The organism is Kribbella sp. NPDC104218 (genome assembly GCF_055584105.1).
The window spans coordinates 81,294-99,934 of record NZ_JBVJMQ010000001.1; the positions used below are offsets into that span (position 1 = coordinate 81,294).

Below are 18,641 nucleotides of genomic sequence, written 5' to 3' on the forward strand. Positions count from 1 at the left end.
CGCTGAAACGAACGGGGCGGTGACCCCGACCGTAGTCGTGGTCACCGCCCCGAGCTTGCGTCGGCGCTTGGCGAGTGGGCGTCCGGTACCGCGTTGCCCGTCAGCGTCGTACCGGCGCTCCGGTACGACGCTTACCCGCCGCCGGGCGTCAGCCGGTGGGAGAGCTCGGCGGGCTGGAGGGTGTCGTCGGCGTCTCGGGTGTTTCCGAGGGTTTCGGGGTCGGGGTCGGGGTGACCACCGCTCCGGCCGCGACGGCCCGGTCGATCGCCGTCTTCATCTTGTTGACCTCGCTCTGGTACGCCGCCAGATCACCGCGTTTCAGCGCGGCCTGGGCCGCGTTGTAGGCGTTCTGGGCGTCGGTCAGCGCTTGTTTGATCGTCTGGTTGGCCGGCGGCTGGTTCGTCGGCGGCTTCCCCGGGTCTTCGCCGGTGTCGACGCTGGTGTTGAAGACCTTGGTCAGCGCCTCCTGCAACGTCGATCCGAAGGCGACCCGGTCACCGAAGGAGACCAGCACGTACCGCAGCACCGGGTAACTACCCTGACCGCTCGTCCGGACCGAGTAGACGGGCTGCACGTAGAGCAGGCCGCCACCCAGCGGCAGCGTGAGCAGGTTGCCGTACTGCGCCCGCGCACCGCTGGTCGGCTGGTTGATCGGGAGCAACGCCGTTCTGATCCCGTCATCGGTCTGGAACTTGTTGGACACCTGGCCGGGGCCAGGGATCTGCACGTTGCCGGGCAATCGCAGGATCCGGAACTTGCCGTAGTCCGGTGAGGTCGCCTCGGCGTCGACGGCCATGAACGCGGTCAGGTTCTCCCGCTCCGCGTTCGGCACGTACACCGACGTCAACGAGAACCTCGGCTCGGTCTGACCGGGCATCCGCAACGAGAGGTAGAAGGGAGGCTGTTTCGTTTGCGAAGCCGAATCACTGGTCGGCGCGGCCGCGGTCGGGTCGTTCGGGACTCGCCACAGGTCGCTGTTCTGGTACCAGGTGGTCGAATCCGTCACGTGGTACTTGGCCAGCAGGTCGCGCTGGACCTTGAAGATGTCCTCCGGGTAGCGCAGGTGCGACATCAGCGCCGGCGAGATGTCGCCGCGCGGCTTGACCGTCCCCGGGAAGGCCTTCATCCAGGTCTTCAGGACGGGGTCCTGCTCGTCCCACGCGTACAGCTCGACCGAGCCGTCGTAGGCGTTGACGACGGCCTTGACCGAGTTGCGGATGTAGTTGATCTCCTCGCTCGGCTGCTGCGCGATCGTGCCGCGCCCGGTGGTGGTGTCCCGGGTGCTGGCGTCCAGCGCGACCTTCTGCGCGTAGGGGTAGTTCGCCGAGGTGGTGTAACCGTCGACGATCCAGACGACCTGGCCGTCCACGATCGCCGGGTACGGGTCGCCGTCCGGCGTCAGCCACGGCGCGACCTTCTCGACCCGCTCGCGCGGCGAGCGGTCGTAGAGGATCTTCGACTCGGGGTTGACCCGGCTCGACAACAGCAGGTTCGCGTCGCGGAACTTGGTGGCGTAGAGCAGCCGGTTCCCGAAGGTCCCGACCGGGACGCCGCCCTTGCCGTCGTAGGTGTTCAGCGTCGGGTCGCCGCCCTCCTTACCTTCCGGAGTGTCCAGCTCGACCGGCTGGCCGCCCTTCGGGCCGCCGACGATCGAGTAGTCCGGGGACTTCTCGCCGAAGTAGATCCGCGGCTCGTAGTCGCCGAGCTGTCCGGTCGGCGGCAGGTCCTTCTCGGAGAACACCGGCGTGCCGTCGGCGGCGCGCTGGTTGCCGTTCGCGGCGACGACGCCGTAGCCGTGGGTGTAGACGGTGTGGTCGTTGTTCCAGTTGCGCTGACCGGCCGGCAGCCGGTCGACCTCGACCTCGCGGACGGCGATGACCGTGTCGCTGACCTTGTCGCCGATCTTGTAGCGGTCGACGTCGAGATCGGTCGGGAACGAGTAGAAACCGCGGACCTGCTGCAGCTGCTCGAAGGTCGGGCCGACCACACTCGGGTCGATCAGCCGGATCCCCGGCAGGACTTCGGCGTCCTGCGAGAGCTCGGCCGGCGTCGCGGTGGTCTTGGCCTCGTAGTTCTCGACCTTGCTGTCCTCGAGGCCGTAGGCCTGCCTCGTCGCGTCGATGTTCTTCTTGATGTACGCCGCTTCCCGGACGGGCTCGCTCGGGCGGACGCGCAGCTGCTGCAGCGCGGCCGGCCAGAGTGCGCCGAGCAGGATCGCCGACAGGATCAGCACGACCGTCCCCACCCCGGGCAGCAGCCACGTCCGCCGGACGACGTTCGCGAAGAACAGCACCGCGCAGAGCACGGCGATCGCCGCGAGGATCTCCTTGCTCGGCAGGACGGCGTTGTCACCGGTGTAGGAGATACCGGTGAAGAGCCGGCTGTCCGAGGTGGTCAGGCCGTAGCGGTCGAGCCAGTAGCTGAACGCCTTGAGCAGGACGAGCAGACCCAGCAGCACGGAGAACTGCACCTGCGCGGCGCCCGAGGCCTTCTGCCCCTTGGCCGACGGCCGGAAGCCGCCGTACAGGTAGTGGGTGATGATCGCCGCGACCAGCGACAGCAGGACGATCGAGTAGCCGAAGCCGAGCAGGACGCGCAGCCAGGGGTAGTCGAAGACGAAGAAGGCGATGTCCATGTTGAAGTGCTGGTCGGTGACGCCGAACGGCGTCCGGTTCCGCCAGGCGAGGAAGACCTTCCACTCCCCCGAGGCGGCCGAGCCGCCGAAGACCAGCATCAGCACGGCGATGACCGCGATCGCGATCTTCCCGCGCTGCTGGAGCAGGTCGCCGTACCGCTCGAAACCCGGGCTCGGCGACGGCGCGAGCGCGACCCGCGGCCGCGTCCGGAACGCGACGATGACGTTCGCGACGACGGCCGCGGCCATCAGCAGGCCGACCACGACGAACAGCAGCACCCGGGTCCCGAGGACGGTGCTGAACACCGATCCCAGGTCCACCGAGCGGTACCAGAGCCGCTGGGTCCAGACGTCGGTGAAGACACTGAACAGGATCAGCAGCACGATCAGCGTCGCGATCGTCGGGAGCAACGCCCGGGGGCGTCTCCCGGGTGTTCGCGCCCGCCGCGGCTCGTCCGGCATGTCGTAGACGCCGTCACTCATGGTCGGTTCTCCTCGTCGTTCCTCATGCCGTCGTCCCCAGGACCCTCACCCGGCCGGATGCCGACCGAGGGCTCGAATGTCAAAGACAGTACTTCGCACAGCGTGGGGACCAGGTCGGTTCCGGTGAGCACGGCGCTGTCCTGGTCGTGCGTGCGCAGCCGGACGGCGCCGAAGCGGCCGCCCTCGCGCAGCACGGCGGCGACCATCCGCACCTCGTGGCGGCGCGGGTCGCTGGCGGCCATCCGGGCCAGCTCCGCGTCGGATTCGGCGCTCGGCAGACCGGCCTCGACCGAAGCCGGCAGCACGACCTGCTCGATCGCGACGGCGCAGCCGCTGACGCTGTCGGGCCACTCGATCCGGCCGAGCGCGTCGGCCAGGTGCTCGACCTCGAGCCCGCCGGGCAGCTCGCCCTGGGCGATCGGCGTCAGCGGCTGGGAGGCGTCCTCGGCGCCGAGCTGGGCGGCCAGTTGCGGCTCGGCGCGCAACAACTCATCGGTCAGGACGAGCGCGAACAGCTGCGCGGGCTGGTCCCAGCCGGAGCTGCTCACGTGCTTCTCGATCTCGACCACCGCTCGGCTGAGCGCGTCAGGAGGCAACGTGCCTACGGATTCCATACCGCCAGATCTCTCCTTCGGCCGGGCGATTCCATCGGGTGTTTCACGAAGTACATGTGGGCACGTCGCCCTTCCCGCTGCTGAGCGCCTGCAGCGCGGCGATCGCGTCGTTCAGCGTGGACATCTTGACCAGCTGGATTCCCTTCACGCCCGCGTGCAGCGCGGCGCCGCAGTTCGGCGCGGGGACCAGGAAGACGGTCGCGCCGTCCTCCTTGGCGCCGGCGATCTTCTGCTGGATGCCGCCGATCGCGCCGACCTGGCCGAGTGCGTCGATGGTGCCGGTGCCGGCGACGTGTTTGCCGTCCAGCAGCGCGCCGGGGGTGAGCTTGTCGTAGATGGCCAGCGCGAACGCCGTCCCGGCGCTCGGACCGCCGATGTCCTGGCCGAGGTTGACCGAGACCTTCACCTGCGAGTCGACGCCGACCGAGATACCGACCATCGGCCGGTCGTCCTCGCCGGGGGTGGCGGCGGTCTTCAGCTGCACGGTCTGCTCGGCCTTGCCCCGGCGGATCAGGAAGCTCACGTTCTCGCCGACCTTGTGCTTGCGGACGGCCTCGCCGACCTGCGGGATCTGCGTCATCGGCTGCCCGTCCACCGCCAGGATGATGTCGCCCGGCTTCAGCTTGCCGTCGGCCGGCGAGCTCTTCGCGACGGTCGAGACCTTCGTGTGGAAGGGGACCTTCGCGGCCTGCAGCGCGGCGGCGACGGCGCTGTCCTGCGAGCCGGTCATCTCGGCGGTGTTCTGCTGCTCGACCTCGTCGGCGCTCTGGTCGGGCGGGTAGATGATGTCGCGCGGGAACAGGTCGTGGTGCGGGTCGAGCCAGTTCCGCATCGCCTGCGGCAGCGTCAGCTCCCGGTCCGGCGAGGTGACCGAGACCGTCGTCAGGTCCAGCCGGCCCGTGGTCGGGAACGTCTCGTACCCGGTGACCTCGATGACCGGCTTGTTCTTCGCCGAGCCGAGGGTGTCCTTGACCGGCCCGGGGCTGAACGAGACGAACGGCACCGGAAAGGCAGTCACCAGTCCGAGCGAGATGACGAGCACGACGATCGAGGTGACCAGCGTTGCGGTACGACGTGTCACGAACCCTGCCCTGCGGTCTTGGTGGAACCGAGCGTCTCGGCCGAACCGAGCTTCTTGCCGACGTGCCCCCGTGCCGAGTTCAACGACCGGGCCGGGTCATCCGTCCCCTTCGTGTCCGAAGCGTTGCGCGCCGCCCGCCGGAACCGGCGGCGCCGCGGGCCGGCCTCCGGGCCCGGAGCGGCCAGGGCGTCGCTGAACCGGCGGAATTCCTCGACCGAGGCGAACGCACCGCCGGAGCGGCGCGGGCCACGGCTCCGCCCCCGCCACGCGGCCCAGCACATGGCCAGGACCGTGACGGCCAGCGGGAACGCCAGCCACGCCAAAACCCTCATCCGGCCACCTTCATGCGCCCAGAGTACGGGTCAGTGCACGCCGACCCACTCGCTGGCACCGTCGGTGAAGTGCTGGTGTTTCCAAATCGGGACCTCGGCCTTGAGCTCGTCGATCAGCCGCCGGCAGGCGGCGAACGCGACGTCGCGGTGCGCGGCGGCGACGGCCACGATCACGGCCGCGTCGCCGATCTTCAGGTCGCCGACGCGGTGGACGGCCGCCAGCGCGGTCACCGCCGGGTCCGCGCAGATCCGCTCGGCGACCTTCCGGAGGTGGTCGAGCGCATCGGGGTGCGCCTCGTAGCTGAGCCGGTCCACCGGCTGATCCTGATCGTGGTTGCGCACTGTCCCGATGAAGAACGCAGTACCGCCCGCTGCCGGGTCGGACACGGCGGCCAGCACCTCGTCGCTGGACAGCGCCTCCGCGCGGATGTCCAGCAGCCTGATCGCGTCGCCCATGTCACTCGCTCTCACTCATCGGGTGTGTCCATTGTCCCTTGTCCGTCCCAATGCGTTCGCCGGGGGCGGAACGGGCCGGTGCAACCAGTACGTTGGTAGTAGTACGCCCCACCCGCACAGGAAGGCCACCCCGATGAGCGACGAACCGGACAACCCCTTCAAGGGAACTCCGTTCGAGGCCATGTTCCAGCAGTTCTCGGGCGCGGCCGGCGCGGGCGGCGCCCCGGATCTGAACGCGATCTTCGCGCAGGTCCAGCAACTGCTCAGCGGCTCGACCGACGGAAAGCCGGTGAACTGGGAGCTGGCCAAGGACATCGCCCGGAAGACCGTCTCCGCGGGCGGTGACCGGTCGATCACGCCGACCGACTCCGAGCGGGTCGCCGACGCGGTCCGGCTCGCCGAGCACTGGCTGGACGAGGCGACCACCCTGCCGGAGGTGACCACGACGTCCGCGGCGTGGAGCCGGGCCGAGTGGGTGGAGAACACGCTGTCGGTGTGGCAGGTCGTCGTCGATCCGGTCGCCGAGCACGTGGCCGGCGCCATGGGCGGCGCGCTGCCCGCGGAGGCTCAGCAGCTCGCGGGCCCGATGACCGGGATGCTGCGCCAGCTGGGCGGTTCGATCTTCGGGGCGCAGGTCGGTCAGGCGCTGGGCGAGCTGGCGGGTGAGGTGGTGAGCTCGTCGGATATCGGCCTGCCGCTCGGGCCGACCGGCCAGGCGGTCCTGCTGCCGGACAACATCGTCAAGTTCGCCGAGGGGCTCGAGCTCACCGACGAGGACGTGCGGCTGTACCTCGCGCTGCGTGAGGTCGCACACCAGCGGCTGTTCGCCGGCGTGCCGTGGCTGCGGCAGCACCTGTTCGCCGCCGTCGCGGACTACGCGGCTGGGATCGAGGTCGACTCGACCAAGATCGAGCGCGCGATGACCGATATCGACCCGCAGAACCCGGAGGCCCTGCAGGAGGCGCTGGCCGGCGGCCTGTTCGAGCCCGAGGACTCCGAGCAGCAGAAGGCCGCGCTCGCCCGGCTCGAGACCGCGCTCGCGCTCGTCGAGGGCTGGGTGGACGACGTCGTCCGCCAGGCCACCAAGGACCGGATGCCGGCCGCCGTCCAGCTCGCCGAGACGGTCCGTCGCCGCCGTGCGGCCGGCGGTCCCGCCGAGCAGACCTTCGCCACCCTCGTCGGCCTGCAGCTCCGCCCGCGCCGCCTCCGGGACGCCGCCAACCTGTGGGCCGCCGTCCGTGATGCCCGCGGCGTCGACGGCCGCGACAACCTCTGGTCGCACCCCGACCTCCTCCCCAGCACCACCGACCTCGACGACCCCATCGGCTTCGCCCAGCACGCCGGCGAACTCTCCGACCTCGACATCAGCGACTTCTTCGACAACCCCGACGACACCCCCGAACCGCCCGCAGCCAAGTAGCCGAAGCCGAGTCCTTCCCTCGAGTTTGGGAGGATGGGCGGGTGCTTGCTGCGGATGCGATTGCGGTTCTGACGGGGTGGGATGCGCCGGAGGGGGAGCAGGAGGGGCTGCGGGCGCATTACTTGCGGCATTTGGCGGCGCATGCGGATGGGGTTTGGCGGGAGTGCCGGCCTGAGCATGTGACGGCGAGTGCGTTGGTGGTGGATCAGAGCGGTGAGCGGGTGTTGCTCACGCTGCATCGGACGATCGGGCGTTGGCTGCAGCTCGGTGGGCACTGCGAGCGGGGTGATCTGACGCTGGCGGGGGCCGCGTTGCGGGAGGCGACCGAGGAGTCGGGGCTGACCGGACTGTCGATCGATCCGGTGCCGGTGCGGTTGTCGCGGCACGAGATCTTGGCAGGTGGGTGCGCCGGAGCCTGGCATCTGGATGTGCAGTTCCTGGTGCGGGCGACGAGCACGTCGTACGTGGTCAGCTCGGAGTCGGAGGATCTCGCCTGGTTCGCCGTCGACGAGCTGCCGGAGGGGCTGGACGACTCCGTCCGGCAGCTGATCGCGAGCTGCACGGCTAGCGGCGCTGTATGAGGCCGTCGAGCAGCTGGTTGATGGTGAACTCGAAGCGGTCGTGGCCGGTGCCGGTCGTGAGTTCGGCGGCGTGACGCTTGATCGTCGGGAAGCGATCGGCCGGGAGCGCGGCGAAGCGATCGAGGATCTCTTCGCGACTCAGCGCCCACTCCTGAGCCTCAGTCCGCTGCCGCTGCCGAACGACCGACAGCTCCAGGACATAGGCGTTCACATAGAGGGTGAGCGCATCCGAGGCCCACGCCGCCGCTCGCGGCTCGATCCCCTCCGGCCAGCAGGATCGCCAGGATCCCGTCTCCGACCCGCAGTGACTCCAGCTGCGTGGGCACCACACCCAGCGCTGCGCGAGAGACGCCGGGGTACTTGAGGTACTCGTCGCGGATCTGGGCGTAGACATCGAGGTTCTGCTGCCGCCAAGCACCGGATCCGGCTCGGGCAGCCTGATCCCGGCCAGCAGCCGGGCGATCAGCAGATCATCCAGATCGTCCTTGTTCACGATGTGCGCGTACAGCGAGGACGGGCCGGTCCCGAGGACGGCGGCGACGCGGCGGACCGTCAGCGCCTCGTACCCCTCGGTGGCGATGACCTCCAGCGCGGCGTCGGTGATCCGGTCCGCGGTGATCGGCGCCTTCCGCGGCTTGGCGGGCGCGGCATCGGTCACGAGCTGCCCATGGCGGACGGCGCGCCGCTGCCACTCGGCCGCGCCTGGCTCGTCCTCGTCGTCGTGGTCGTCGCCGAGCTCATGGACCTGATCGACACCAGCGTCGCCAACCTCGCCGGTCCCTCGATCCGGGCCGATCTCGGCGGCGGCCCGATGACGCTGCAATGGGTCCTGTCCGCCTACACGGCCGCGTTCGCGCTCGGTCTGATCACCTCCGGCCGGCTCGGCGACCTACTCGGCCGGCGCCGGCTCCTCCTGCTCGGGATGACCGGTTTCACGCTCGCGTCGCTGGTCTGCGGGCTCGCGCCGAGCCCCGCGATCCTGATCGTCGCGCGGGTCTTCCAGGGGTTGTTCGGGTCGGTGATGATCCCGCAGGGGATCGCCCTGATCAAGATCGTGTTCCCGCCCCAGCACCTGCGCAAGGCGCTGATGCCGATGGGCCCGATCATGGGCCTGGCGACGGTCGCGGGCCCGATCCTCGCCGGTTGGCTGCTGCATCTCGACCTGTTCGGCAGTCAGTGGCGCTCGATCTTCCTGATCAACATCCCGTTCGGCGTCCTGGCGTTCGCGATCGGCTGGCTGGTCCTGCCCCGGCACAGCGGTGAGGACCGCGGCACCCGACTGGATCTGGTCGGCGTGAGCCTCCTCACCGTGGCCTCGGCATTGCTGATCGTGCCGCTCATCCAGGGCCGCGATCTCGGCTGGCCCGCCTCGACATACGCGATGCTCGCGGGCGCGGTCGTCGCTCTCGGGCTGTTTGTCCGCTCGGAGCGCCGCAGCCGGCACCCGGTCATCACTCCTTCGCTGTTCAAGAAGCGCAGCTTCGTCGTGGGTCTGCTGATCACCGGCGGCTTCTACGCCGCGCTGAGCGCCTTCGTGCTCTCGCCGAGAAACTTGGCCGAGCCAATCTTCAACTCGGCCTCGCGATCGCCGTCATCGGCCTGCTCGGTCTGTGGTGGTCCACCGCGCACTGGGGTGACGCCGTCACGGTCTGGAAGCTGACTCCGGCGTTGGCGCTGACCGGCATCGGCGCGGGTCTGCTGTTCATTCCGCTGTTCGACTTCATCCTCGGCGATGCCACGCCGCACGAGGTCGGCTCCGGCGCGGGGGTACTGAACGCCGCGCAGCAGTTCGCCGGCGCCATCGGCGTCGCCGCGCTCGGCACGGTCTTCTTCAGCCGGGTTGGCACCCCCTCGACGCACTCGTACTTCGCCGCGGCCCTGGTGTTCGCGATTTGTGCGGCGATCTATCTGCTGGCGCTGCTCCTGGTCGGGCTGCTGCCGAAGCACTCTCAGCAAGCCGCCCACTAGCCCGGGCAATCCTCACGTAGCTGGGGTGAGCACCTACCTGATGTGCTCACCCCAGCTAGCGATCGTGGTGCCTCACTGCTGCCCCACTTTCCCCCCGGTTACCGCATCCCCCCGTCCACACGCCGGCCGAGCCGGCGCGCCCCCATTTCCCCCGTGTTCCCCCACATCCCCGTGTGTACAGCGATCCCCCCGGCTTTGCACTCCCCCATCCGTACAGCGACCCCCGGATCCGCTCCCCCGTGTACTGCGATTCCCCGTGAAACTGCATCCCCGTTGGCCTTGCGATCCCCGTGTACTGCGTCCCCGTGCGTACTGCTGTTTCCCCGTGTCCCCCGTCGTACCGCATCCCCGTGTCCGTGGCGTTCGCGGCCGCTTCAGGGACGGCCGTGACTGCCGGCCCGCTCCCCCGAGCGGGCCTGTGGCGGGTGGGCACCAGGTGTCGATCACCGCCCCTGAACGGCATCGGCGGTTGGTGCCGGCCTCCCCCGAAGCCCCCGCTGCATGGTGAACGAGCGACTTCGGCGAAGGTGACGGGTCACGGACGACGAAGTTGAGATCTTGTCGCTTCCCAGCCCTCGAGGCCGGGATCCAGTTGCGCTAGGTCAGCAGCCGACCGCAGCCGGTGCCAGCCCGGCCCGATCGCGACCGCATGCCGTCGAGGCTTGCGGGCCTCGAGTTCGGCGAGGGTGGTGTCGAAGGTCGGCGCGGCTTCCGCGACCCAGGAAGCGACCGGGAGGTTGACGCCGATGGCTGCCAGCGAACCATCGGTCGCCGGGGTCACAGCGATGTCGGCCGACCCCAGGGCCCGGAAGAGCTTCCCGATCAGCAGGCCCGGCAGATCCGGGACGTCGTGGCTCACCGCCACCACTGCGGCCGCCGGACCGACCCCGGCAACCGCTTCAAGGACCGGATCCGCCGAAGTGACCGCGAACACCGGAGTCCCCGGCCAGGTAAGCGCCTTGATCGGCTCCAGCTCCGCTTCGGCGTCAGCAGCCGCAGTTACTGCGACTGCGACGTCCACGCGGTCCAACGCGGCCAAGAGCTCGTAGGTGTCCTCGGCAAGCGCCTGGTGCCAGGCAGTCGGCGTGCGACCCGGCGGTGCCCAGGTCGGCGTCGCAGGCACCACCAGTACGACGACTCGACGGTCGGGAGCGGTGGTGTGGCCGGACGGCATGGTGCCAAAGCCTAGCCGCAGCCAGCTGCTGGCAGTCCGCTCAGGGCTTCGGCGCCAGCAGTCCGCGCTGGAGTGCGGTCATGATGGCCTGCGCCCGGTTCGAGACTTCGAGCTTCTCGTAGAGCCGAGCGACGTACGTCTTGGCCGTAGAGATACTCACCGACAGCGCAAGCGCGATGTCCCGCACGGAGAGCCCCTGGCCCAGGAGGTCCAGAACCTGCGCCTCCCGCGGGCTCAGCAGGGACTGCGCGGGTGAATGGTCCCGTCTGGCCATGGCTGGGCCCAGACCAGTGGCTGTGAAGGAGGTGGGTGCCACCGCAGCGTGCCGGATCGCGGCGAGCATCTCGTCGGTCGGTGCGTCCTTGGCGACGACGGCCGAGACACCTGACTCCAGCGCCGCGAAGAGCACTTCGTCCTGCTCCGCCGGTGCCAGCAGGACGATGCCCAGCTCGGCGTACTGGCTGCGCAGCTCCCGCGCTGCCCGCAGCCCGGCCAGGTCGGGTGGTGAGACGTCCAGGACGACGACGTCCGGACGCTCGGCAAGTACGAGGCCGAACACCTCGGTACGCCGTCCGCTGTCGCCGACCACCTCCAGATCGGGCTCCGTACCGACCAGACCGATCAGGCCGTAGCGGACCAGCGTGTGACCGTCGATGACGACGACCTTGACCAACTCGTTCATGGATCCCCCCGCGGACCAAACTACGCAGCGTGACGCCGTCGCGATAGAGGACGGCGCTCGCGATGTGACTCGGCAGGTCATCAGTTGGGTCGCCACCAGCCGAGGACAGTCACGGCTCGCCGCCCTGCCGCGGGGTGTTCCGGATCGGCGTCGACGAGCCCGATCCGGGCCTGCAGCGCCGGCTTGCCGCTGGCCGGGCACAACAACGCCCCCGGACAGATGTACGCCGTCAGCTGGACCCCGAAGGTGAATCCGGGTGAGTCGTCCGGTCGAGCGATCGTCACACCGGACAGCCTTCCCGTCGCGGTGAGGTGCAAAGCCCGCACCACGACCCCACCGGACACGACTGGCTGCGGACCCGGTGCCACAGCGAGGTCCAGTACGCCTTCCGGTGCGTCGACCGTCCCGTGGACGACGAACCGGCCCGACGACTCGATCAGTGCACAAGCGCTTGTATTACTGGGATACGGCCCAGCGGTCACGCATCCGTCCGCAGCCCGCAAGACAGGTGTGGCGTACCGGAGCTCCAACTGGACGGCGTCGATGTCCTCGGTGTCGTCCTTAGCCGGCAGCCGCGTCGTGACCGACACACTCGCTCCGGTGAACGTCCCCGCGTACACCTCCTGCGCCAACGCACCAGTCCGCGCGGTATCGAGCGGGACCGTCTCGGTCCGGTACGCCGGGCCGCCCAGACCGCCCGTGACCGTCGCAGTGATCGGCGCACCCGAGCCAACGTCAACCGATAGGTCGAGCCGGTCGACCGAGGCGGCGTCGCTGTGCCGGTGGGTGATCTTCAGGGCAGCAGACTCGAGTACCGAACCAGCCGGGATCGACCCTGCTTGGCTGTAGCCACTGAGCGTGAGCAGCGCACTGTCCCCGGCCGCAGTGCTCTTCCAGCTCGCAGCAACGCCGTCTGCGGCAGCGAGCCGCCCCGGCGTCGCAGACAGGCCGAACTTGCTCAGTAGCCCGACCGAGGTCGGCCGAAGCAGGTCTGTGGTCACGGCCGCGGCTCCGCTGGTCAGACCCTGGACGGCGATCGGTGGCTGGTTCGCGGAGTAGCTGCCGCAGAGCTCAGCGCGGCCGCCCTGCACCACCAGCCGGCTGTCGCCGCCGAAGACGAAGCGCACCCCAGTGGCCGCTCCATCGAGTGGGCTGGCGCACGAGCCGCCGGACAGGGTGCCTCCGATCAGAACGCCGCTGTCGATCGTCCAGGCGTGCGATTCGCCGTCCAGCAACGGATTCGTAGCGTTCTGGAAGTCGAAGTAGTAGTTCCCGGGCTTGAACCACCAGGTGCTGCCCCGACAAGGACTGTCGCTCGCCATCAGCTCAGTCAGCCCGGCAGCGTCGTCGTAGTACCCAGGTAAGAAGGTGACCGTTCCGGGCGCAGTACAGCTCGGCAGCGACCGGTGCGGCGGGACAGCGGCGAGCGACGGATAGCTGGGGTTGGCGCCACCCGGCAGGTCGGCCAGATTGCAGAGCGGATCGCCGAGTAGTGAGCCGGAGCAGCCACCGCGTGCCGACAGCGTCGCTGCGCCGAGCTGGCCGGCAGCGACGTCGATCGAGGAGTTCGACACGACGCTGCCCCGGATCTGCACTGTCGAGTCCGCGGGCTGCTCGATGCTGAGCCCTGCCTCGCCCGCAATCGTGCCAAGCGTCAGCACAGCGTTGGCAGGACGGTTGCACTCGCTGGCGACCCGACACTGCACAACCACTTGCTTGGGGTCCGGACGGCAAGTGACTGCAGCCGAGTCGAGTCCGTTGAACAGGACCAGTGACAGTGAGTCCGACAGTCCGAAGCAGCGTTGACCGGACTCACCGTTGTAGCTGCTGTTGCGGAGGTTGTTGATCGCTGCCTCCATCGCGCCGTCGGCGGCGTACGAGGCCACTGTCTGCGCACGCAGGCTGTTCGACACGCGCTGTGCGGTGTCAGCGCGGGACAGCAGCGCAGACAGCGCAGTCGCGATCACTGTGATCACGACAAGCACCAACAGCAACGACGAGCCGCGTTCGTCGCGCCGCCTCACGACTGTCTCCGGATGCCGCTGAGGAGGACCTCTTGGTCACCTGCGGCCGGCTTGGTCAGCAGAAGCCGCACAGTGACGTTTCGCGGCACTGCGGCGGACGTACAGGCAGTCGAGCAAGTCACGGCCAGGCTGCCCGGCTTGACGTTCGCAGCCACCCGGACGTCGGACGCCGGCGTCGTACTCGGGCCGACGCAGGTAGCCCGGTGCAGCTCACTCACCGAACCTGCCGGCTTCAGGTAGTACGTGACGACCGCTGTGCGCCGGACGGCTGGAGTGACGGAGGTGTCCCAGTGGTCCGACAACAGCCGGACGGCGGCGTCCGGCAGCGGCCCGCAGGTCACTCCACCCGCAGCGAAGGGCGCAGCGAGCTGCACCGACTGTTTGAACGGCTGGCTGCCGTCCAGGCCGACGGTGCCGTAGTCCCGCAGTCCCATCGCGGCGACGTCACGGGCGAAGTACGTCGCGCTGAGCTCGGCGTCCTGCGCCATGTCCATCCGATCGGACGTCGCACTGATCTGCCGGAGCGCCGTGGTGACGAGGTCCGCCAGAGCCAGGGACACCACCCCCATCAAGGCCATGGTGATGACGATCTCGATCAGTGTGAAGCCCTGCTCGCTCCGCCTCACGTGCACGGCGAATCGCCTACCCGGCACGGCTTGCGCAGTACGACGTCCAGTGTCTCCGACGCTCGCCCGTCCGAACTGGACACTGCGACCCGCACCCGCTGCAGCCCGCGGTCCGGCAGACAGAGCGGCAGCCACAGGGCACCGGTCCAGTACTGCACGGACCCGCTGACCACCTTCGCCGTGAACCCCTCCGGCACGGCGAAACCTGGAACGACGTACGACGTGGCACACGCGACGTAGTGGCCGTCGGCAACGTAGTTCTGCAGAGCCTCGGCGTAGTTGCGCACTGTGGTGACCGCCGTGGCCTCCTTGCGCTGGGTGTCGGACATCAGCACGGTTGTGGTCAGCCCAGCCATCACGGCGACGATGGCCACACCCATCAGCGCGATGGCGACCACCAGCTCCAGCAGGCTCTCCCCGCGTTGGCTCATCAGCCCTGCACCTGCCGGAAGATGCCGTACATCGCGGACACCAGAGCGATGGCGACGAAACCGACCACTCCGCCCATCACCACGATCACAGCGGGCTCGAAGAGGCCGATCAGCTTCTTCAGCTTGTGGTCCAGCTCGCCCTCGTAGTACTGCGCGGTGACTTCCAGCTGGTTGTCGAGGGTGCCGGTGTCCTCGCCCACTCGGAGCATCTGCGCGGCCGTCGCCGGGAACAGGCTGGTGGCGGCCAGCGGTTGGGCCAGCCCCTCACCCCGCAGCATCGCCTCCAACACTCGGTCCAGCGCCCGCCGATAGACCCGGTTGGGCAGCGAGCCAGTCGCGACCCGCAGCGCCTGCGGTAGCTGCACACCCGCGCTGACCATCGACGACAGGATCCGGCAGAACCGCTCGACCAGAGCGAACTGGATCGTCGGACCAATCACCGGCAGCGCCAGCAGGAGGCGATCGCGCAGGTAGCGACCGGCCGTCGTACTGGTCGCGGGGACGAGCGCAAGGATCAGTAGGCCGGCACCAATCATCAGCGCCCACCACCAGCTGGACAGGAAGGTGGTGATTCCGAGCAGGATGCGCGTCGGTAAGGGCAGCGTGGCGCCAAGACTGTCGAAGAACGTCTGGAAGCGCGGGAGCACGAATCCGGCCAGCACGATCAGAGTGACCATCGACATCGCTGCGACCACCGCTGGATAGATGGTGGCCTGTTTGATTCTTCTGCGGGCTTCCAGATCCCGCTCCAGGTAGCGCGCGAGCTGCGCCAGCACCGTGTCCAGCCGGCCGCTCAGCTCGGCCGACCGCAGGATGCCTCGATAGAACTCCGGGAAGATCCGCGGATGGCGGTCAAAGCAGTCGGAGAGCCGTTCGCCGTCCCGTAGGCCGTCCTCGACCTCCAGCATCATGCGGCGGACCGAGGTGTTCTCAGCCTCGCGCGCCAGGCTGTGCACGGACTCCGTCAGCGGCAGACCCGCAGCGACGAACGCTCCGAGCTGTCGGGTCAGGTGCATGACCTCTTCGCGTTTCACCCGCCGCTTGGTGATCTCCAGCTGTAGCAAACTCGGCTTCTCGGCCAGACGGACGTTGCGCAGGTCCCGACCAGCCAGGGCCAGTTCCGCGTCTTCGCGGCTCTCCGCGCGGGTCGTACCGCGCTTGGTACTGCCGTCGGCCTCTACCGCGACGTAGGCGTATCTCGTCATCTCGTCCCCACCGTGTAGATCGAGCGCAGTACTTCGGCAACCGTGGTGGTGCCGGCCAGCACCATCCGGGCGCCTGCTTCCTGCAGCGTTCGCATCCCCTCGTAGCTCGCGGCCTTGCGGATCTCCCCCAGCGGCGCCCGGTCGACAATCAGCTCTCGGATCGCGTCCGACACCGTCAGCAGCTCGTAGACGCCGGTCCGTTCGTGGTAGCCGGTCTGAGCGCAGAAGGTGCACCCCGCACCGCGCAGCAGCCCCCCGGCTGGTACGTCAACACCGCTACTGCGCAAGAAGGCCTGCTCCGCGGCCGGTGGGTCGTAGTACTCGCGACAGCTGACACATACGCGGCGAATCAGCCGCTGCGCAATTACTGCACTGACTGACGAGGCGACCAGGTAGCTCTCGATCCCCATGTCCAGTAGGCGATGCAGCGCGGTCGCAGTGTCGGTGGCGTGCACCGAGGAGAGCACCAGATGACCTGTGAGTGCAGATTGGACGGCGATGCGCGCCGTCTCGGAGTCCCGCATCTCACCGACCAGAATGACGTCCGGGTCCTGCCGCAGGATCGCCCGCAGTCCGGTGGCGAAGGTGATCCCGGCAGCCTCGTTGATCTGAATCTGGTTGATCGACGCGTAGCTGTACTCAACCGGGTCCTCGATCGTCATCACGTTGCGCTCGGGACTGTCGATCGCACCGAGCGACCCGTACAGCGTGGTCGTCTTGCCGCTGCCGGTCGGCCCGGCGCAAATGACCATCCCGTACGGCGTCCGCAGCACACCCGTGTAGCGTCCGACGAGCTCTGAAGTCATACCGAGCTGTTCCAGCCGCAGCAGCGAGCGTCCCTTGTCGAGAAGCCGCAGAACGACCTTCTCACCGCCGACCACCGCTGCGGTCGAGACGCGGATGTCGATGTCCCGGTCCGTGACCCGCATCCGGATCTGTCCGTCCTGCGAGCGTCTGCGCTCGACGATGTCCAGATTGGCCAGCACCTTGAGCCGGCTGACCACCGCCGGTCCGATAGCCCCCGGCAGCTCGACCAGCTCCCGCAGCGCGCCGTCGACCCGCAGCCGAACCCGGACGACGTTGTCGTGCGGCTCGATGTGGATGTCGGACGCCCGCTCCCGCAGTCCCTGGGCGATGATCCGCTCCACCACCTGAACGACCGGGACGTCTTCTTGGACCGCCGCACGTCCGCTGTGCTTCATGAGGCCACCCGCGGCTGTAGCTCGATCTCCTTGGGATGCGAACTCCGCGCGTACGCATCCTCGGGTGCGATCTCGCCGCGCTGGATCAGCCCCGACAACGACTGTTCCAACGTGATCATCCCTTCACGGCGACCGGTGACGAGTGCGTTGCGCAGCTGGTGCGTCTTGCCCTCCTTGATCAGATTGCGGATGCCGGCGTTCGCCACCATCACCTCGAACGCCGCGACCAGTCCGCCGCCGGTCCGCGGCAGCAGCCGTTGGTGAACCACTCCGCTCAGTGCGGCTGCCAGCTGCACCCGGACCTGCGTCTGCTGCTCCGGCGGGAAGACATCGATGATGCGCGCCAAGGACTGCGCGGTGTCGTTGGTGTGCAGCGTCGCGAACACCAGATGGCCGGTCTCGGCAATGGTCAGCGCAAAGCGGATCGACTCCAGGTCCCGCATCTCTCCGACCAGTAGTACGTCGGGGTCTTCGCGCAGTGCGGCGCGGAGCGCGTCCGGAAACGACGCTGTGTCGCTGCCGACCTCACGTTGGTTCACAGCCGACCGTCGGTGCTCGTGGACGTACTCGATCGGGTCCTCGATGGTGATGATGTGGCAGGCCCGGTTCGTGTTGATCTGGTGGATGATCGCGGCCAGAGTGGTCGATTTGCCGGACCCAGTCGGCCCGGTGACCAGTACCAGCCCCTGGTAGGCGCGAGCGAAGGTCCCGAGCACAGGAGGCAGTCCCAGCTCGGACATGGTCGGAATGCTGCGTGGAATGATCCGCAGCGCCACAGCGGTGTCGCCGCGCTGGGTAAAGGCGTTTGCACGGATGCGGGCGTTGTCCCGCCACGAGAATGAGAAGTCGTGCTCGTACGTCGTCTGCCAGACGTTCGAGCGGTGTGGATTGAGGATCTCGGCCAGCATGGAGTCGGTGTCCCGCCGGGTCAGCGGCGTCCGGTCCGACACCGGCCGGAGTACGCCGTGGACCCGTAGCTGCGGCGCCATTCCGACGGTGAGCAGCAGATCGGTGCCACCGGCGTTCCAGAGTTCTTCGAGCAACAGGTCGACCCGGCTACCGGGCATGGGGATGCGCATGAGGTCCCTTCGGCATGTCGGCCCAAGGCGTGGACCGGCCCTCCTCAGAGCCGATCCACGCCCGGTGAGGGGCGGGACTCGATCAGGTGCAGGCGCCGGACGCCGTGACGCTGCCGTTGATGCCGAGAGCGATCGTGTAGCCGGTGCCGGTCGGTCTGCTGCGCAGCAGCTGGTTGACACCGGAGGTGAGCTCGAGCCAGCCGGGGTCACCGGCCGGCGGATACGTGCCGTTCTTCGCGAAGTACGCCTCGACGGCGACTTCGACGCTCTTCTTGTCGGTCTTGCACGCGGCGGCGTTACCGCGGTCCTGGATGCCGGAGACGGCGAACACGACGATCCCGGACAGAACGCCGAGGATGACGATCACGACGAGCAGTTCGATCAGAGTGAATCCGGACTGGTTCTTGGTCCGGTCAGGGCGATTGGCGCATGCGACGGCCCGAAGGCGGTGGCTCATGGTGCTTCCTTCACTGATGCTCCGCAGGCGACGGAGACGGGGTCTACCAGGCGCGACAGCGTGGCGACCGGCTCAGCTCGACCCCTGTAAATCCAGCTGACCCCGGCTCACATCCCCCCGGATGCCACTGGCTGCCGGGACACAGCCTGGTCGCTGGACGACGCGCGTCACAGCGGGTGAACGGCCGACGC

General features: G+C 68.7%; 19 protein-coding genes. 4 read left to right on the forward strand and 15 right to left on the reverse strand.

The window, feature by feature from the left end; all coding sequences use genetic code 11:
* Positions 1-148 precede the first annotated feature (148 nt).
* The 5 genes from ACZ6ZD_RS00280 to ACZ6ZD_RS00300 are packed head-to-tail and all read right to left on the reverse strand — an operon-like array spanning position 149 to position 5,616.
* Entirely contained in the window at positions 149-3,118 is a 2,970-nt protein-coding gene (locus tag ACZ6ZD_RS00280; protein ID WP_465666779.1) for a UPF0182 family membrane protein, read from the reverse strand.
* The gene (locus tag ACZ6ZD_RS00285) at positions 3,115-3,732 is read right to left on the reverse strand and encodes a PPA1309 family protein (protein WP_465666781.1); all 618 of its coding nucleotides are present in this window, start codon (positions 3,730-3,732) and stop codon (positions 3,115-3,117) included. The genes ACZ6ZD_RS00280 and ACZ6ZD_RS00285 overlap by 4 nt, the downstream gene beginning before the upstream one ends.
* Positions 3,733-3,775: 43 nt before the next feature.
* On the reverse strand, positions 3,776-4,813 hold the full coding sequence (locus tag ACZ6ZD_RS00290) for a YlbL family protein (protein WP_465666783.1): 1,038 nt from the start codon (positions 4,811-4,813) through the stop codon (positions 3,776-3,778).
* Positions 4,810-5,145, reverse strand: a complete 336-nt coding sequence (locus ACZ6ZD_RS00295; RefSeq protein ID WP_465666785.1) for a hypothetical protein — start codon at positions 5,143-5,145, stop codon at positions 4,810-4,812. The genes ACZ6ZD_RS00290 and ACZ6ZD_RS00295 overlap by 4 nt, the downstream gene beginning before the upstream one ends.
* A 30-nt stretch (positions 5,146-5,175) precedes the next feature.
* Entirely contained in the window at positions 5,176-5,616 is a 441-nt protein-coding gene (locus ACZ6ZD_RS00300) for a molybdenum cofactor biosynthesis protein MoaE (RefSeq protein ID WP_465666787.1), read from the reverse strand.
* Between the two features lie 118 nt (positions 5,617-5,734).
* On the opposite strand from ACZ6ZD_RS00300, the gene ACZ6ZD_RS00305 reads away from it, so the two are divergent.
* Positions 5,735-7,021: a zinc-dependent metalloprotease gene (locus ACZ6ZD_RS00305; RefSeq protein WP_465666789.1), complete on the forward strand. Its 1,287-nt coding sequence runs from the start codon at positions 5,735-5,737 to the stop codon at positions 7,019-7,021.
* A gap of 41 nt (positions 7,022-7,062) precedes the next feature.
* The gene (locus ACZ6ZD_RS00310; protein ID WP_465666791.1) at positions 7,063-7,602 is read left to right on the forward strand and encodes an NUDIX hydrolase; all 540 of its coding nucleotides are present in this window, start codon (positions 7,063-7,065) and stop codon (positions 7,600-7,602) included.
* Here ACZ6ZD_RS00310 and ACZ6ZD_RS00315 read toward each other — a convergent pair.
* On the reverse strand, positions 7,586-8,260 hold the full coding sequence (locus tag ACZ6ZD_RS00315) for a TetR/AcrR family transcriptional regulator (RefSeq protein WP_465666793.1): 675 nt from the start codon (positions 8,258-8,260) through the stop codon (positions 7,586-7,588). The two genes, ACZ6ZD_RS00310 and ACZ6ZD_RS00315, sit on opposite strands and share 17 nt — an antisense overlap.
* Positions 8,261-8,269: 9 nt before the next feature.
* Here ACZ6ZD_RS00315 and ACZ6ZD_RS00320 point away from each other — a divergent pair, with 9 nt between their 5' ends.
* Together ACZ6ZD_RS00320 and ACZ6ZD_RS00325 are read left to right on the forward strand one after the other, a co-directional pair.
* The gene (locus ACZ6ZD_RS00320) at positions 8,270-9,262 is read left to right on the forward strand and encodes an MFS transporter (RefSeq protein WP_465666795.1); all 993 of its coding nucleotides are present in this window, start codon (positions 8,270-8,272) and stop codon (positions 9,260-9,262) included.
* Positions 9,263-9,270: 8 nt separating this feature from the next.
* Positions 9,271-9,570, forward strand: a complete 300-nt coding sequence (locus ACZ6ZD_RS00325) for a hypothetical protein (RefSeq protein ID WP_465666797.1) — start codon at positions 9,271-9,273, stop codon at positions 9,568-9,570.
* Positions 9,571-10,105: 535 nt separating this feature from the next.
* Here ACZ6ZD_RS00325 and ACZ6ZD_RS00330 read toward each other — a convergent pair.
* The 9 genes from ACZ6ZD_RS00330 to ACZ6ZD_RS00370 all read right to left on the reverse strand — a co-directional run bounded on the left by ACZ6ZD_RS00330 (position 10,106) and on the right by ACZ6ZD_RS00370 (position 18,450).
* Positions 10,106-10,744, reverse strand: coding sequence for a hypothetical protein (locus ACZ6ZD_RS00330; protein WP_465666799.1), 639 nt, complete (start codon positions 10,742-10,744; stop codon positions 10,106-10,108).
* Between the two features lie 40 nt (positions 10,745-10,784).
* On the reverse strand, positions 10,785-11,426 hold the full coding sequence (locus ACZ6ZD_RS00335) for a LuxR C-terminal-related transcriptional regulator (RefSeq protein WP_465666801.1): 642 nt from the start codon (positions 11,424-11,426) through the stop codon (positions 10,785-10,787).
* A gap of 80 nt (positions 11,427-11,506) precedes the next feature.
* A complete protein-coding gene (locus tag ACZ6ZD_RS00340; protein WP_465666803.1) occupies positions 11,507-13,450 on the reverse strand; it encodes a hypothetical protein in 1,944 nt (647 codons plus the stop codon).
* The gene (locus ACZ6ZD_RS00345) at positions 13,447-14,082 is read right to left on the reverse strand and encodes a prepilin-type N-terminal cleavage/methylation domain-containing protein (protein ID WP_465666805.1); all 636 of its coding nucleotides are present in this window, start codon (positions 14,080-14,082) and stop codon (positions 13,447-13,449) included. Before ACZ6ZD_RS00345 ends, ACZ6ZD_RS00340 begins: the two co-directional genes overlap by 4 nt.
* Positions 14,073-14,507, reverse strand: a complete 435-nt coding sequence (locus ACZ6ZD_RS00350; RefSeq protein WP_465666807.1) for a type II secretion system protein — start codon at positions 14,505-14,507, stop codon at positions 14,073-14,075. The genes ACZ6ZD_RS00345 and ACZ6ZD_RS00350 overlap by 10 nt, the downstream gene beginning before the upstream one ends.
* Positions 14,507-15,712 (reverse strand): type II secretion system F family protein, encoded by a 1,206-nt coding sequence (locus ACZ6ZD_RS00355; protein WP_465666809.1) that lies wholly within the window; start codon positions 15,710-15,712, stop codon positions 14,507-14,509. Before ACZ6ZD_RS00355 ends, ACZ6ZD_RS00350 begins: the two co-directional genes overlap by 1 nt.
* The gene (locus ACZ6ZD_RS00360) at positions 15,709-16,914 is read right to left on the reverse strand and encodes a GspE/PulE family protein (protein WP_465666811.1); all 1,206 of its coding nucleotides are present in this window, start codon (positions 16,912-16,914) and stop codon (positions 15,709-15,711) included. Before ACZ6ZD_RS00360 ends, ACZ6ZD_RS00355 begins: the two co-directional genes overlap by 4 nt.
* Entirely contained in the window at positions 16,911-17,993 is a 1,083-nt protein-coding gene (locus tag ACZ6ZD_RS00365; RefSeq protein WP_465666813.1) for a type IV pilus twitching motility protein PilT, read from the reverse strand. The genes ACZ6ZD_RS00360 and ACZ6ZD_RS00365 overlap by 4 nt, the downstream gene beginning before the upstream one ends.
* A gap of 82 nt (positions 17,994-18,075) precedes the next feature.
* A complete protein-coding gene (locus ACZ6ZD_RS00370; protein WP_465666815.1) occupies positions 18,076-18,450 on the reverse strand; it encodes a type II secretion system protein in 375 nt (124 codons plus the stop codon).
* Between the last annotated feature and the right edge of the window lie 191 nt (positions 18,451-18,641).

Bases quoted from the DNA above. Each gene is read 5' to 3' on its own strand.
- ACZ6ZD_RS00280 (WP_465666779.1), bottom strand. From the start codon at position 3,118: ATGAGTGACGGCGTCTACGACATGCCGGACGAGCCGCGGCGGGCGCGA.
- ACZ6ZD_RS00285 (WP_465666781.1), bottom strand. From the start codon at position 3,732: ATGGAATCCGTAGGCACGTTGCCTCCTGACGCGCTCAGCCGAGCGGTG.
- ACZ6ZD_RS00295 (WP_465666785.1), bottom strand. From the start codon at position 5,145: ATGAGGGTTTTGGCGTGGCTGGCGTTCCCGCTGGCCGTCACGGTCCTG.
- ACZ6ZD_RS00305 (WP_465666789.1), top strand. From the start codon at position 5,735: ATGAGCGACGAACCGGACAACCCCTTCAAGGGAACTCCGTTCGAGGCC.
- ACZ6ZD_RS00320 (WP_465666795.1), top strand. From the start codon at position 8,270: ATGGCGGACGGCGCGCCGCTGCCACTCGGCCGCGCCTGGCTCGTCCTC.
- ACZ6ZD_RS00330 (WP_465666799.1), bottom strand. From the start codon at position 10,744: ATGCCGTCCGGCCACACCACCGCTCCCGACCGTCGAGTCGTCGTACTG.
- ACZ6ZD_RS00335 (WP_465666801.1), bottom strand. From the start codon at position 11,426: ATGAACGAGTTGGTCAAGGTCGTCGTCATCGACGGTCACACGCTGGTC.
- ACZ6ZD_RS00350 (WP_465666807.1), bottom strand. From the start codon at position 14,507: ATGAGCCAACGCGGGGAGAGCCTGCTGGAGCTGGTGGTCGCCATCGCG.
- ACZ6ZD_RS00355 (WP_465666809.1), bottom strand. From the start codon at position 15,712: ATGACGAGATACGCCTACGTCGCGGTAGAGGCCGACGGCAGTACCAAG.
- ACZ6ZD_RS00360 (WP_465666811.1), bottom strand. From the start codon at position 16,914: ATGAAGCACAGCGGACGTGCGGCGGTCCAAGAAGACGTCCCGGTCGTT.
- ACZ6ZD_RS00365 (WP_465666813.1), bottom strand. From the start codon at position 17,993: ATGCGCATCCCCATGCCCGGTAGCCGGGTCGACCTGTTGCTCGAAGAA.
- ACZ6ZD_RS00370 (WP_465666815.1), bottom strand. From the start codon at position 18,450: ATGAGCCACCGCCTTCGGGCCGTCGCATGCGCCAATCGCCCTGACCGG.